The organism is Streptomyces sp. CB02400, from assembly GCF_001905725.1.
In the GTDB taxonomy this organism is placed as follows: Bacteria; Actinomycetota; Actinomycetes; order Streptomycetales; family Streptomycetaceae; genus Streptomyces; species Streptomyces atrovirens.
Genome location: NZ_LIWB01000006.1, coordinates 65907 through 80010, shown reverse-complemented (window position 1 = coordinate 80010; position 14104 = coordinate 65907). Strand labels below are relative to the sequence as shown.

Sequence of the window (14104 nt, the reverse complement as noted above, 5' to 3'; positions counted from 1 at the left end):
TCCGGGCACTCGTGTATCGAGGTCACAGGATTCACCTTCCCCATAAGGGGGTTGACGAACACTCGTCGATTACTCTCCGAATCCGACCGTTTTCAGGGCGAGTTGGACGATGGGTTGTGAGGTGGGCCGCGGCGACCCGCCATCGGGTTCGACGGTCACGGCGAGTGACGTCGCGGCGGTGTCGAGGCCGGAGGCGATCAGGGGCGTGTCGCCCTCGAACAGCCCCAGGGAACGCGGTCGTGCGTCCGGACCCATGAGCCAGAGCTGGCGCACACGTCCGTTCGGGGGGTCGCCGTATCCGCCGAGGGTGACGACCGCGCTGCGGGTCGATGCGGAGGCGATCACTCCGATCGTGCGGCCCCCCGCGTCCCGGCCGCTGCTCGCGCGGGCGTCCGGGGCGGCGAGAACGTGGGCGATCTCACGTGACCGGTCGCGTTCGGCGGTGAGCCGGTCCTGGGTCCGGTCCGCCTGGACGGCGAAGAGCGCGGCGACGACGAGCGCCGCGGCGGCGGCGGCCGTCGCGAACGGCACGAACAGCGGCGTACGGCGCCGCTCGCGAAGGCGCGGCGGGGGCGCGGCGCCCCAGACGTGCGGCGGGAGTTGCGTGGCACGCGCGCGTGCCGGATCCCGGGGCGCGGGTTCCTGCGGGGTGGTCCGTACGGCGGCCAGGACCCGGTCCCGCAGCGCGGCGGGCGCGGGCGCGGCCGTGGACCAGGCGAGGCGGACGGCGTCCTCGGCCAGGTCCCGCACCTCGGCGGTACAGCGGGCGCAGGACCTCAGGTGCTTCTCGAAGCGGACGCGTTCGGCGGGTTCCAGGGCGTCGAGGGCGTAGGGGGCGGCGAGGGAGTGCGGGTCCCCGCGGCGCGACAGTCGGTCGAACAGGCTCATGCCGCGCCTCCCAGGCAGTCGCGCAGGCGGGTCAGTCCGTCGCGCATACGGGTCTTGACCGTGCCCAGCGGCAGCGACAGCCGCTCCGCCACCTCGCGGTAGGTGTAGCCGTCGTAGTAGGCGAGGGTGACCGACTGCCTCTGGAGCGCGGTGAGGCGGTCCAGGCAGCGGCGCACCCACTCGCGTTCGAGTCCGGCCTCGACCTCCTCGGCGACCTGGTCGAAGGCGGGGCCGGGGCCGCGCCGGGCCTCGCGCTGCTCGCGTTCGCCGGCCGCGCGGGCGCTGCGCACCCGGTCGACGGCGCGGCGGTGGGCGAGGGTGAGGACCCAGGACAGCGCGCTGCCCCGGCCGGGGTCGAACCGCGCGGCGGAGCGCCAGAGTTCGAGCAGCACCTCCTGGGCCACCTCCTCGGACTGGGCGGGATCGCGCACCACGCGCCGCACCAGCCCGTACACCGGCCCGGAGACCAGTCCGTACAGGTCCTCGAACGCCTTCTGGTCACCTCCGGCCACAAGCATCAGCAGCTCGTCCGCCTCCAACGCGCATCCCCCTCTCCAAGCCCTTGCGGGCCGCCCGGTCACACGAGGCATGCGCGGCGAGCGAGCCTCCGGACGGTAAGTACGGATCAACGGACCGAAAACGCGGGTCGGCAGCGAGAAATGCTACGGGCGTACGGGTCCGGCGGGAGGGGTCCGGAAGAATTTCCGAACTCCACCAATCCGGCCCGCCGTTCGCTCCGAAAACCAGTGCGTCAAGGCAAGTCGGCACTGAGGACGGACGGCATGACAACTGACTCCAGGACCGGTGCGGGGCGCGGGAGTCTCGCGACCCTGATCTGCGGGGCGCTGGCCGCCGGGGGGCTCGCGGCCGCCGGCGTGACCGCGCTGGAACCCGAGGCGGCCTCCGCCTCCAGCCACCGGGAGGCCCCGCTGGTCTCGGGCACCCCGCAGTACGACAACACGGACCTGTACGCGTTCGTCAGTCCCGACAAGCCGGACACGACGACGATCATCGCGAACTGGATCCCCTTCGAGGAGCCGGCCGGCGGACCGAACTTCTTCACGTTCGCCGAGGACGCGCAGTACGACATCCACATCGACAACAACGGGGACGCGCAGGGCGAGCTGCTGTTCCGCTACACCTTCAGGACGCACACGAAGAACGACAAGACGTTCCTCTACAACACCGGCCCGGTCACCAGTCTGGACGACCAGGATCTCAACATCACGCAGACCTACGACATCGAGCTGCTGAAGCTGAAGGACCAGCACGCGGTGTCCCGTACGAAGATCGCGGACGACGTCCCGGTGGCGCCGTCGAACGTCGGCAAGGCGTCCATGCCGGACTACGACACCCTGCGCGAGCAGGCGGTGCACGAACTCGCGGGCGGGGCGACGACGTTCGCCGGGCAGGCCGACGACCCGTTCTTCCTGGACCTGCGGGTCTTCGACCTGCTGTACGGCGGGAACCTCTCCGAGGTCGGCAACGACACGCTCAAGGGCTACAACGTCAACTCGCTCGCCCTCCAGGTCCCGACCGACATGATCACCGAGTCGGCGGACCAGCCGGTCGTGGGCATCTGGTCGACGACACAGCGCGAGAACGCCGAGGGGCACTTCGTGCAGGTGTCGCGGCTGGGCAACCCGTTGGTGAACGAGGTCGTCAACCCGCTGAAGGACAAGGACACGTTCAACGCGTCCGCGCCGTGGGACGACGCGCAGTTCCTGAAGAACGTCACCGAACCGGAGCTGCCGAAGCTCATCGAGGCGATCTACAAGATCCCGGCCCCCGACGAGCCGCGCAACGACCTGGTCGACGTGTTCCTGAAGGGCGTCGAGGGGCTCAACCAGCCGCCGCACGTGACGCCGTCGGAGATGCTGCGCCTGAACACGTCCGTCGAGCCGGCCGCCGAACCGAAGCGGCTGGGCGTCCTCGACGGGGACAACGCCGGCTTCCCGAACGGGCGGCGGCTGACGGACGACGTGATCGACGCCGCGCTCCAGGTCGTCGAGGGGGAACTGGTCGGGGCGGAGAACGACCTGGGTGACGCGGTCGACGCCAACGACAAGGAGTTCGGGGCGGCCTTCCCGTATCTGGCGAACCCGACGGAGGGTTCGCGCGGCCCGCTCGCCGAGGGCGTGGACGGCGGCAACGACGTACGCAACCAGCTCGGTGACGCGCTGCGGCCGGCGGGTGCGGAGGGGTCCGACAACACGACCCTGATCGCCGCGTCCGCGGGTGCGGGCGCCGGGGGGCTGCTGCTGATCGGCGCGGCGCTGGCGTGGTGGCGCCGGATGCGCGGCCGGGCGTACTGACTCCGACCCACCCCGACCGGCGCGGCCCGTCCCCACGGCACGGGCCGCGCCGCCGAACACCGAGGAGAGAGCATGGCTCCGCGCACGAACGACAGCACCGGCGACGACGAACGGGCGACCGCCCCGCCGGCATCCGGCCACGAGGAAACACCGGACGCCCCACGCCCGCCCACCGGGGACGGGCCACCGGCCGGAGCACCGGAAGAGGGGCACGCGCCGGAGCCACGCCAAGAACGGCCGAACGCGCACGGAGCGGCGACGAAGCACGAGCCAAAGGCCGCCCGCGACACGGAGACCACCGGCCGTACGCAGACGGAGAACGAACCGGAGACCGGCCGCCACGCGGAGCCGGAACGCGAACCGGAAACCGGGCACGGGACGGAAACCGGGCGCGGGACGGGCGCCGCCGACCGCGTGCCGGGCGAGGACGACCGCGTGCCGGGCGAGGACGAGGCGAAGGCCGCCCGTCACACGCGGGCGGAGCACGCGCCGGGCGTCGGCCACCGTCCGAAGGTGGAACACGGGCCGGGGCCGGGGCCCGGCCACCGGGTGCCGGGCGGGGATCCGGCAGCCTCCGCCGATGAGGGTCGTGCGGGACCGCGGTTCGCCGCTGCCGCCCGGCGTGGGCGGGGGCTGCACGTCGCCTCGTGTGCCGTCCTGCTGGCCGTCGCGATCACCGCCGGGAGCGTCGCGGTGGGAGGCGGGCGGGACGAGGGGCGGGCCGGGGCGGCCGATGTCGCGCCGGCGGCCGTCGCCGGAGTGCTCGGCGGGGGTGATCTCGGGGCCGGGATCCGGTCGTTGCAGGGGCATCTGCGGGCGCAGCCCCGGGACTTCGGCGGTTGGGCCACCCTCGGGACCGCCTATGTCGAGCAGGCGCGGACCCAGGGGGACCCCTCCCGGTATCCGCAGGCCGAGCGGGCGCTCGAGCGTTCCCTCGCGCTCGCACCCGGCAACGAGCAGGCCCTCGCCGGACAGGCCGCCCTCGCCGCCGCGCGGCACGACTTCACCGGCGCCCTGAAGTACGCCGACCGGGCCCTGAAGCAGAACCCCTACAGCGAACGCGCCCTGTGCTCCCGTATCGACGCGCTGGTCGAGCTCGGCCGGTACGAGGAGGCCGCCGGCGCCGCCGCCACCGCCGACCGCAGGCGGCCCGGGGTGCCCGTGTTCACGCGGTACGCGTACGTACGGGAGCTGCGCGGCGACGTGCGCACCGCGCGGGAGGTGCTGCGACGGGCCCTCGACAGCGCGTCCTCGCCCGCCGACGTGGCGTACGTCGCGACCGCGCTGGGCCGGCTCGCCTGGAACCAGGGCGAGTACGAGACGGCCCTCACGCACTACGCGCGGGCGCTCGCCGCCGACGACGGCTATCTCCCCGCCCTGGAGGGCCGGGCCCGCGCGCAGGCCGCGAGCGGTGACCGCGCGGGCGCCGTCGAGACACTGGAGCAGGTCGTCGGCCGCTCCCCGCTGCCCGGCCCGCTGGTCGCGCTCGGCGAGCTGTACGAGGACCGGGGCGCCGACGGCGACCGCGCGAAGGCACACGACCAGTACGCCCTCGTCGACGCCTGGACCGCGCTGGCCCGGGCCGGCGGGGTCGATGCCGACCTCGACACCGCGCTCGCCGCCGCCGATCACGGGGACGCAGGTGAGGCGCTGCGCGCGGCCCGCGCGGAGTGGGACCGGCGGCACAGTGTGCACACCGCGGACGCCCTCGCCTGGGCGCTGCACGTCAACGGCCGCGACGAGGAGGCCCTTCCGTACGCCCGCCGCGCCACGGCCACCGGCTACCGCGACGCCGCCTTCCTCTACCACCGGGGCATGATCGAGAAGGCCACCGGGCACGATCGCGCCGCCCGCGGCTCCCTCACCGCCGCACTGGAACTGAACCCCGGCTTCTCCCCGCTCGGCGCCCGTGCGGCCCGCACCGCGCTGAAGGAACTGGAGGCGGCACGTTGAACCTCCGCCGCGTCGCCGCCGGTGCCGCCGTCCTCACCGCCGCCTGCGCGCTCGCGCTGGTCCCGGCCGGCACGGCGAGCGCGCACCCGCTCGGCAACTTCACCGTCAACCGCTACGACGGACTGGTGGCCGCACCCGGTGAACTGCGCGTCCACCATGTCGAGGACCTCGCCGAGATCCCGGCCACCCAGGCCGGGCCGGACATCGAACGGCTGGGCAGGGACGTCTGGGCCCGGCAGCGCTGTGCCACGGCCGCGCGGGACAGCGAGGTGCGCCTCGACGGGCGGGCGGTCCCGCTCACCGTACGCACCGCTCACGCGCGCGTGCGGCCCGGTCAGGCGGGGCTCGACACCCTGCGCGTGGAGTGCCGGCTGACCGCGCCCCTCCCCGAGGGCGAAACGGTCGGCCTCCACTTCCGCGCGGCGGGCGTGTCGTCCGGGCCTGGCTGGCGGGAGATCACCGCGCGGGGCGACCGTACGACCCTCACCGCCTCGGACGTACCGAAGTCCTCCCTGTCCGGCGAACTGACCCGGTATCCGGAGAAGCTGCTCTCGTCCCCGGCCGACACCAGGACCGCGGCCCTGCGCGTCCGCCCGGGCGGCCCGGCGCTGGCGGAGGCCGAGGAGGAGGCCGACGCGCCCGCCTCCGCCGTACTCCCGCGCGGCGCCGACCGCTGGACCCGCGCCCTCGACGACCTCGTCGCCCGGCGCGACCTGACCGCGGGTTTCGCCGCGCTCGCGCTGCTGATCGCCGTCGGGCTCGGCGCGACGCACGCGCTCGCCCCCGGTCACGGCAAGACGCTCATGGCCGCGACGGCGGCGGCGCGCGGGGGCAGGGCCCGGCTGCGGGACGTCCTGCCCATGGCCGCCTCGGTCACCGTCACCCACACGCTCGGCGTGGTCGCCCTGGGCCTGCTGGTCACGGCCGGTTCGGCCGCCGCGCCCTCGGTGATCGCCTGGCTGGGCATCGCGAGCGGCGCCCTCGTCACCCTGGCCGGCGCGAGCCTCGTACGCCGGGCCCTGCGCCACCGGAACCACACGCACCACCATGAGCACCCGCACCCGCACGAGCACACGCACACGGGCCACACCCACACACACGGCGGTCACACCCACACCCATCCCACCGCCCCCACCCTGCGCGGCACGATCCTGCTCGGTTTCGCCGGCGGGCTGGTGCCCAGTCCGTCCGCCGTCGTCGTGCTGGTCGGCGCCGCCGCGCTCGGCCAGGCCTGGTTCGGGCTGCTGCTCGTCGTCGCGTACGGAGCCGGGCTGGCCCTGACGCTCACCGCGGCCGGGTACACGGTCGTGAAGGCGGGCAGCGGTGTGACCAGGCTGCTGGCCAGGCGCCCCCGCTGGACGACGGCCCCGTGGGCGACGCTCGTGCGCCGGAGTGCGCCCCTGGGATCGGCGTTCGTCGTCGTGGCCCTGGGTGCCGGATTGGTGTTCAGGGGGGCGGCATCCGCACTCGGCTGAGCTACTTTCATCGAGAAAGGGAGAGTTCGCCCGGATGCGAAGGGGGGGCACCGTGTCCGAAGAACCGGGCGGTGAGCGGGTGGTCGCGGGCCGGTACCGGCTGCTGTCACCGCTGGGCGAGGGCGGCATGGGCACCGTGTGGCGGGCCCGCGACGAGCTGCTGCACCGCGAGGTCGCCGTCAAGGAGGTGCGCGCTCCGGCCGGACTGCCGGCGTCCGACGTGGAGCGGATGTACGCACGGCTGGAGCGGGAGGCGTGGGCGGCGGCCCGGATCGCCGACCGCAACGTGGTGACGGTGTACGACGTGGCCACCGAGGACGGACGGCCGTGGATCGTCATGGAGCTGGTGCGCGGTCTGTCGCTGGCCGAGGTGCTGGACGCGGAGGGACCGCTGTCTCCGCAGCGGGCCGCGCACATCGGCGCGGAGGTGCTCGCCGCGCTGCGGGCCGCGCACGGGGCGGGGGTGCTGCACCGGGACGTGAAGCCGGCCAACGTGCTGATCGCGAACGACGGGCGGATCGTGCTGACCGACTTCGGGATCGCCATGGTCGAGGGCAGTTCCGCGCTGACCATGACCGGGGAGGTGGTCGGTTCGCCCGAGTTCCTCGCGCCGGAGCGGGCGCTGGGGCGCACGCCGGGGCCCGAGTCGGACCTGTGGTCGCTCGGTGTGCTGCTGTACGCGGCGGTCGAGGGCCACTCGCCCTTCCGCCAGGACACCCCGCTCAGCACGCTGCGGGCGATCGTCGACGAGGAGTTGCCGCCGCCGCGCCGGGCGGGTCCGCTCGCCCCGGTCGTCGAGGGGCTGTTGCGGAAGGATCCGGCCGAGCGGCTGTCGGCGGAGCGGGCGCAGCAGGATCTGCGGCTCGTCGGGGCGGGGGGCGCTCCCCGCGCGGACACGGCGCGTTCGGTGCCGTACACCCCGACGGTGGCCGCGCTGCCGCAGCCGCACCCGGGGGCGCACTCGCCCACTCCCCCGACGCCGGTCGCGGGAGCACCGGCGGCGACCACCGCTGTCACCCGGCCCGGACGTGACCGGCGTGCCGCGGTCGCCCTGGTGGCGGGTGTGGTGGTCCTGGCCCTGGCGCTGGCCGGGCTGGCGTACGCGCTGCTGGACCGCGGGGACGGCGAACCCGACGCCAAGGGCACCGGGGGTCAGGCGAGTTCGCCCGCACGCACCGGCGACGACGAGGACGACGGCGGCGGGACGCCGACGACGGACGATCCGACGCCGTCCCCCACCGCGAGCGAAGAGGAGGAGAAGGAGAAGTCCACTCCCCCGCCGCAGACGGTGTCGGTGACGGTGACCGGCGCGCACACGGAGTACTCCGGAAGCTGTCCGCCGGCGCACGAGGGGGCGCCCGCGTTCACGGCGACGTTCACGGTGGGGCGGTTGCCGGCCGAGGTCTCCTACCGCTGGGTGGCCGAGGACGGCTCGGTGGACGATCCGGGCTGGCGGAAGCTGTCGTTCCCCGAGGGGGACGGGCGTACGAAGCAGGACACGGTGGTCGTGACGACGTACTCGGAGACCGGGACGTATCAGAGCGAGATCGGTGTGGAGGTCCAAAAGCCGGTGCGGACGACCTCCGAGACGGTGCCGTTCTCGGTGACGTGCGAGCCGGAGACCCCGACGGACGGGGCCTCCGCTTCTCCTTCCGGTTCGGACGACGAGCACTGACTGGTACTGACGCGGGTTCTGACTGGTACTGACGCGGGTTCTGACGGGTGCTGACGGACGCCGACGGGTCAGGCCGCGGCGTCGAGCACCGGCAGATAGCCGCCGGACTGCCCGGCGGCCGTCGGGTGGTACGAGTTGCCGATGTTGAACCAGTCCACGCTGTGCAGCCAGGAGCTGCCGGAGCAGATCTCGTGGCCGGTGAAGGTGGGGCGTACGTCGCCGAAGGTGAAGCCGTGGGCGCCGGCGCGCTGGGCGATGGCGTTGTCGAGGTGATCGGCGGCGTCGTTGATCGCCTTCCGCTTGGTCTCGGAGAGACCGATGCAGGAGGTGCCGAGCTTGTAGAACCGGGGGTAGCCGAGCACCACGACCTCGGCGTTGGGGGCGCGGTCGCGGATCGCCGAGTAGACGCTGTCGAGCTTGCCGGGCAGCGTCGAGTCGACGTACGCCTTCGCGGTGGCGATCCGCGAGAGGCAGGAGCTGTCGGACTGGAGCACACAGGTCGTCATGACGTCGGCGAACCCTGCGTCGTTGCCGCCGACGCTGATCGAGACCAGGCCGGTCGAAGTGGAGAGCGGGCCGAGCTGCCCGGAGAGAACATCACCCGTTCGGGCGCCCGAGCAGGCCGTGAAGTCGAAGGACGAGGGGGAGTTGGCGGCCGCCCAGAGGTAGGGGTGGGCCTTCGTGCTGCGCTTGCAGTCGCCGCTGGAGGAGATGTAGCTGCCGGCTCCGACGCCGGAGGCGTAGGAGTCGCCGAGCGCCACATAGCCGTCCGCCGCGGCCTGTTGGGACGCCTGGGCCGTCGTGGCCCCGGTGAGGGCGGTGGTGGCGGCGAGGAGAAGTGAGCCCACGAAGAGGGCAAGTCGGGAACGTCTCATGGAACCTCCCTTTAGCAGGATCTCTGCCGCAACCGTGGTACCAACTACGCGTGTTGACCGGAAGTGTCCATGCCAAGACTGTTACTGTTCGATCCTGGACCAAAACCGGCCGTAGGGACTTTTACGCCCTTGACGGCCCCTACGGGGTGCGCCAGATTGAAGCCCGGCATCCGACGCTTCAGGGGGCAAAGTCGGCCATGCGGAAACACACATCACGGCAAGAGACTTACGTAACGGCCAAACCGACGAAAACGTGATCGGCCCTTCCAGGTCTTGCCATTCGGGTTCAATCGTCAATACCGTCATACATCTCACCCGCATCGGTCCGTCAGTACGCGGCTCCAGGGGAGGGCTCAGGACCGCGACGAACCGGCGCGGGGCGCGGTAGGGGGGTGCCGTGCTCGGTGACCGCATCGGTGACCGAGCCGTGCCGCGCGGTCGGCTGCCGTTTTCGCGGCCGGCCAGTTTTGCCAGCTCACCCGGCGTGCGTGTCAGCACCATCGGCGTGCCCGTGGGGTGAGGACCCCCCTTTCGAACCGGACGAACAGCCGGGCCGCCCGAGGGGCGGGCGGTCCACCGGACGAGAGGGACCAGACTCATGAGTTCCGTTCTGCAGCCGGCGACCGAGGATCAGGATCCGCCGACCGCCCGCACCTACCGGCCCGTCTCCTCTCACCTGGCCATCGCGCCGCCGGTGAGCGTGGTGATACCGGCCATGAACGAGGCGGAGAACCTGCCGTACGTCTTCAAGACGCTTCCCGACTGGATCCACGAAGTGGTCCTGGTCGACGGCAACTCCACCGACGACACCGTCGAGGTGGCCCGCGAGCTGTGGCCCGCCGTCAAGGTCGTCGGACAGCGCGGCAAGGGCAAGGGGGACGCGCTGCGCTCCGGGTTCGACGCCTGCACCGGCGACATCATCGTGATGGTCGACGCGGACGGCTCGGCCGACGGCAACGAGATCGTCAGCTACGTCTCCGCGCTGGTCTCCGGCGCGGACTTCGCCAAGGGGTCCCGCTTCGCCAACGGCGGCGGCACCGACGACATGACGTTCATCCGCATGCTGGGCAACCGGGTGCTGTGCGCCGTCGTCAACCGCAAGTTCGGCGCGCGGTACACCGACCTCTGCTACGGCTACAACGCCTTCTGGCGGCACTGCCTGGACAAGATCGACCTCGACTGCACCGGCTTCGAGGTCGAGACCCTGATGAACATCCGGGTCGTCAAGGCCGGCCTCAAGGTGCAGGAGATACCCAGCCACGAGTACCTGCGCATCCACGGCACGAGCAATCTGCGGGCCGTGCGCGACGGGTTCCGCGTGCTCGGAGTGATCCTCGGGGAGCGTTCCAACCGGCGTGCGCTGCGCCGGCGCCCGCGCCCCTCACCGCTGCTCGACACGGTCCGGGGGAAGGTGTCTTGAGCGATCCCGGCGCCCCGGGCGTCTCGGTCGTGATCTGCGCCTACACCGAGGACCGCTGGGAGGACGTCCTCGCGGCGGTCGCCTCGGTACGGGCGCAGTCACGGCCGGCCCTGGAGACCCTGCTGGTCGTCGACCACAACCGGGATCTCCTGGACCGCCTGGGCAAGGAGTACAAGGAGACCGACGACGTGCGGGTGCTCGCCAACGCGGGCCCCCGCGGCCTGTCCGCCGGCCGCAACACCGGAATCGCCGCCTCGCGCGGCGACGTCGTCGCCTTCCTCGACGACGACGCGGTGGCCGAGCGCGACTGGCTGAAGCACTTCGCCGAGGCGTACGACGACCCGCGCGTGATGGCGGTCGGCGGGCGCACCGAGCCCGTCTGGGCGTCGGGCCGGCGCCCCGACTGGTTCCCCGAGGAGTTCGACTGGGTGGTGGGCTGCACCTACCGGGGCCTGCCGCGCGGGCGGGTACGGGTGCGCAACGTGCTCGGCGGCAACGCCTCGTTCCGGCGCGAGGCCTTCGACGCGGCGGGCGGCTTCGCCACCGGTATCGGACGCGACGGGAACAAGCGCCCGCTGGGCGGCGAGGAGACGGAGCTGTGCATCCGCCTCAGCCGCGCCCGCCCCGACGCGGTCCTGCTGATCGACGACCGCGCGGTGATCCACCACCGGGTGCCCGAAGTACGGGAGCACTTCCGCTACTTCCGTACGCGGACGTACGCCGAGGGGCTGTCCAAGGCGCTGGTGGCGCGCAGCGTGGGGGCGGAGAAGGGGCTTGAGTCCGAACGCCGTTACACCACGCGCGTACTGCCGGCCGGGGTGGTGCGGGGGCTGCGCGACGCCCTGCTGGCCCGGCCGGGCGGCGCGGGGCGCGCGGGGGCGATCGTGGCCGGGGTGCTCACGGCGGCGGGCGGCTACGTGGTGGGGAGCGTACGGGCCCGGCGGGGCGGGGTCACGTTCTCCGTGGTGGGGATCGGGGAGGGCGGCGGCCGTGACTGACGTACGCGTGCCGATCCTCATGTACCACGCGGTCGCCACCGACCCCAACGAGGCGACCCGCACCCTGTCCGTGACCCCGGAGGCGTTCGCCGAGCAGATGGCGGTGCTCGCGGACCGGGGCCTCGCCCCCGTCACCACGGCCGAACTGGCCGCGCACTGGCGCTCGGGCCGCCCGCTGCCCGCGCGGCCGGTCCTCGTCACCTTCGACGACGGCTACGAGGGCGTGCACCGGCACGCGCTGCCCGTGCTCGCCGAGCACGGCTTCCCGGCCACCCTCTTCGTCTCCACCGGCTGGCTGAGGGGCCCGTACGACACCGGCGGCGGCCTGGACACCATGCTCGACTGGGACCAGGTGCGCGAACTGGCCGCCGCGGGCGTCGAGATCGGCGGGCACAGCCACAGCCATCCGCAGCTCGACCGGCTCGACGAGGACCGGCTGCGCTCCGAGCTGATCCTGTGCAAGGAGATCGTCTCCGACCAGCTCGGCTCCGTACCCGCCTCGTTCGCGTATCCCTACGGCTACTCCAGCCGCCGGGTGCGCCGGGCGGTGCGGGAGACGGGGTACGCCCAGGCGCTCGCCGTCGGCAACGGCCTCGCCCGCCGCGCCCAGGGGCCGTACGCCCTGCGGCGGGTGACGGTGCGCAGGTCCACGTCCGCCGCCGAGTTCGAACGGCTGGTGGAGGGGCGGGCCGTCGCGCGCGCCTTCGCCCGGGACCGCGCGCTGACCAAGGGGTACGCGGTGGTGCGCCGGGCCCGGCAGGCACCGGGGCTGATCCGTCGGCCGCCGGACTGAAGCGTGGGCGGCCGGCCGTGCGCGCCCCGGAAACCGGGTGCGCACGACGCCCGGGTGACCGATCATGGCGGCATGTCCGCGCAACCGCACGACGCACTGCCGATCCGGCTCAACGTCGACGACAGCGACTCCCCGTCCGATGTCGTCGACGCGCTGTTCCTCGGCCGCTTCGCGACGGGCGAGCAGCCGTACTCGCACGCCGTCAACATCGACCGCGTACGCTCCGGCGCGACCCTGCTGCCCGCGCACGCGCGGGTGCTGCGGATCGCCAGGGACGACGACCGCAGCGCCACCCTGGCCGAGGGCGAGGGCTGGACGCTGCTGGTCTCCCGCTGGAACCGGGGCGCCGACGTCACGGTCACCGCGACCAGCACCGAACTCGCCGCGAAGATCCTGGACGAGGCCACCGACGGCGCGGCGGACGAACCCGAACCGCAGCCGGAGAACGTCACCATGGGCTTCTGGTACGTCTCCCCCAGACGCGGCCCGCACCGCACCACCCGGCAGATCTCCGCGGGCACCTGGGAGGAGATCCGGCCCAACTACACGGCGCCGGTGGCGGACGCGATGGACCGCCTGATGAAGACCACCCCCGAGGACATCTCGGGCCGGCTGCTCCTGCTGCACGGCCCGCCGGGCACCGGCAAGACCTCCGCGCTGCGCACGCTGGCCCGGTCCTGGCGGGACTGGTGCCAGGTGGACTGCGTGCTGGACCCGGAGCGGCTCTTCTCCGACGTCGGCTATCTGATGGACATCGCGATCGGCGAGGAGGACGCGGCCGGCAAGGACCGCTGGCGACTGCTGCTCCTGGAGGACTGCGACGAACTGATCCGGGGCGAGGCCAAGCACACCGCCGGGCAGGCGCTGTCCCGGCTGCTGAACCTGACGGACGGTCTGCTCGGCCAGGGCCGCAACGTCCTGGTCGGGGTCACTACCAACGAGGACCTGGAACGCCTCCACCCGGCCGTGGTCCGCCCCGGCCGCTGCCTGGCCCGCATCGAGGTGGGCCGGCTCACCCGCACGGAGGCGGTGACCTGGCTGGGCACCGAGAAGGGCATCACCCGCGAGGGCGCAACCCTGGCCGAACTGTACGCCCTGCGCCGCGGCACCTCCCCGACATCCCTCCCGGAACCACGGGGCGACGCGGACGCGGGCCTGTACCTGTAGCCACTTCGATGGCCGTAGACCTTGTCCGCCGGAACATCGGGGTCGCAGTACGAGGATTGGCACGGGGCAAGCAACACAGCCAACGCTCACCCACGCCCCCTAGGGGCGCGGGGAACTGCGCGACCAGCCACGACGAACCCGCAGCCGAAAACGAACCCCCGCCGCGACGGCGCTCACGCCCCGTAAGCCGCACGCAGTGCGTCCCGCACGGCAGCCAGTGCCTCCTCCTCACCCAACCCCAGCCGCCGCGCCCGCGAGGCGAATTCCTGCGCGGCGGACGCCAGCTCCCGCTCCGCCGCCTCCCCCGCGGCAGCGATCAGCGTCCCGTTCCGCCCCCGCGTCTCGATCACCCCGTCCGCCTCCAGCGCCCGGTACGCCTTGGCCACCGTGTTCGCGGCGAGCCCGAGCGTCTCGGCCAGCCCCCGCACCGTCGGCAGCCTGTACCCCACGGGCAGCGCTCCCGACCGTGCCTGCTCGGAGATCTGCGCCCGTACCTGCTCGTACGGGGGCGCGCCGTCGTCGATCCGGATCTTCAAGGTCACGGC

General features: G+C 73.1%; 12 protein-coding genes. 8 read left to right on the top strand and 4 right to left on the bottom strand.

Going from position 1 to position 14104, the window contains the following annotated elements; genetic code table 11:
* Positions 1-69: 69 nt before the first annotated feature.
* Positions 70-888, bottom strand: a complete 819-nt coding sequence (locus tag AMK33_RS16455) for an anti-sigma factor (protein ID WP_073933576.1) — start codon at positions 886-888, stop codon at positions 70-72.
* On the bottom strand, positions 885-1427 hold the full coding sequence (locus tag AMK33_RS16450; RefSeq protein WP_073933575.1) for a sigma-70 family RNA polymerase sigma factor: 543 nt from the start codon (positions 1425-1427) through the stop codon (positions 885-887). The genes AMK33_RS16455 and AMK33_RS16450 overlap by 4 nt, the downstream gene beginning before the upstream one ends.
* A 243-nt stretch (positions 1428-1670) precedes the next feature.
* Here AMK33_RS16450 and AMK33_RS16445 point away from each other — a divergent pair, with 243 nt between their 5' ends.
* The 4 genes from AMK33_RS16445 (at position 1671) to AMK33_RS16430 (ending at position 8306) form a co-directional block, all read left to right on the top strand.
* A complete protein-coding gene (locus AMK33_RS16445; protein ID WP_073933574.1) occupies positions 1671-3203 on the top strand; it encodes a DUF4331 domain-containing protein in 1533 nt (510 codons plus the stop codon).
* Between the two features lie 72 nt (positions 3204-3275).
* Positions 3276-5156: a tetratricopeptide repeat protein gene (locus AMK33_RS16440; RefSeq protein WP_235618115.1), complete on the top strand. Its 1881-nt coding sequence runs from the start codon at positions 3276-3278 to the stop codon at positions 5154-5156.
* Positions 5153-6631: an urease accessory protein UreH domain-containing protein gene (locus AMK33_RS16435; RefSeq protein WP_073933573.1), complete on the top strand. Its 1479-nt coding sequence runs from the start codon at positions 5153-5155 to the stop codon at positions 6629-6631. Before AMK33_RS16440 ends, AMK33_RS16435 begins: the two co-directional genes overlap by 4 nt.
* A gap of 34 nt (positions 6632-6665) precedes the next feature.
* Positions 6666-8306 (top strand): serine/threonine-protein kinase, encoded by a 1641-nt coding sequence (locus AMK33_RS16430; protein ID WP_073933572.1) that lies wholly within the window; start codon positions 6666-6668, stop codon positions 8304-8306.
* A gap of 68 nt (positions 8307-8374) precedes the next feature.
* Here the strand turns inward: AMK33_RS16430 and AMK33_RS16425 are convergent, their stop codons facing one another.
* Positions 8375-9181, bottom strand: coding sequence for an SGNH/GDSL hydrolase family protein (locus tag AMK33_RS16425; RefSeq protein WP_073933571.1), 807 nt, complete (start codon positions 9179-9181; stop codon positions 8375-8377).
* Between the two features lie 598 nt (positions 9182-9779).
* Here AMK33_RS16425 and AMK33_RS16420 point away from each other — a divergent pair.
* The 4 genes from AMK33_RS16420 to AMK33_RS16405 all read left to right on the top strand — a co-directional run bounded on the left by AMK33_RS16420 (position 9780) and on the right by AMK33_RS16405 (position 13559).
* Positions 9780-10601, top strand: a complete 822-nt coding sequence (locus tag AMK33_RS16420; RefSeq protein ID WP_073933570.1) for a glycosyltransferase family 2 protein — start codon at positions 9780-9782, stop codon at positions 10599-10601.
* Positions 10598-11599, top strand: coding sequence for a glycosyltransferase family 2 protein (locus tag AMK33_RS16415; RefSeq protein ID WP_073933569.1), 1002 nt, complete (start codon positions 10598-10600; stop codon positions 11597-11599). The genes AMK33_RS16420 and AMK33_RS16415 overlap by 4 nt, the downstream gene beginning before the upstream one ends.
* A complete protein-coding gene (locus AMK33_RS16410; RefSeq protein ID WP_073933568.1) occupies positions 11592-12392 on the top strand; it encodes a polysaccharide deacetylase family protein in 801 nt (266 codons plus the stop codon). The genes AMK33_RS16415 and AMK33_RS16410 overlap by 8 nt, the downstream gene beginning before the upstream one ends.
* A gap of 72 nt (positions 12393-12464) precedes the next feature.
* The gene (locus AMK33_RS16405; protein WP_073933567.1) at positions 12465-13559 is read left to right on the top strand and encodes a DUF5925 domain-containing protein; all 1095 of its coding nucleotides are present in this window, start codon (positions 12465-12467) and stop codon (positions 13557-13559) included.
* 173 nt (positions 13560-13732) lie between these two features.
* Here the strand turns inward: AMK33_RS16405 and AMK33_RS16400 are convergent, their stop codons facing one another.
* Positions 13733-14101, bottom strand: coding sequence for a GntR family transcriptional regulator (locus AMK33_RS16400; RefSeq protein ID WP_073933566.1), 369 nt, complete (start codon positions 14099-14101; stop codon positions 13733-13735).
* Positions 14102-14104: the final 3 nt, after the last annotated feature.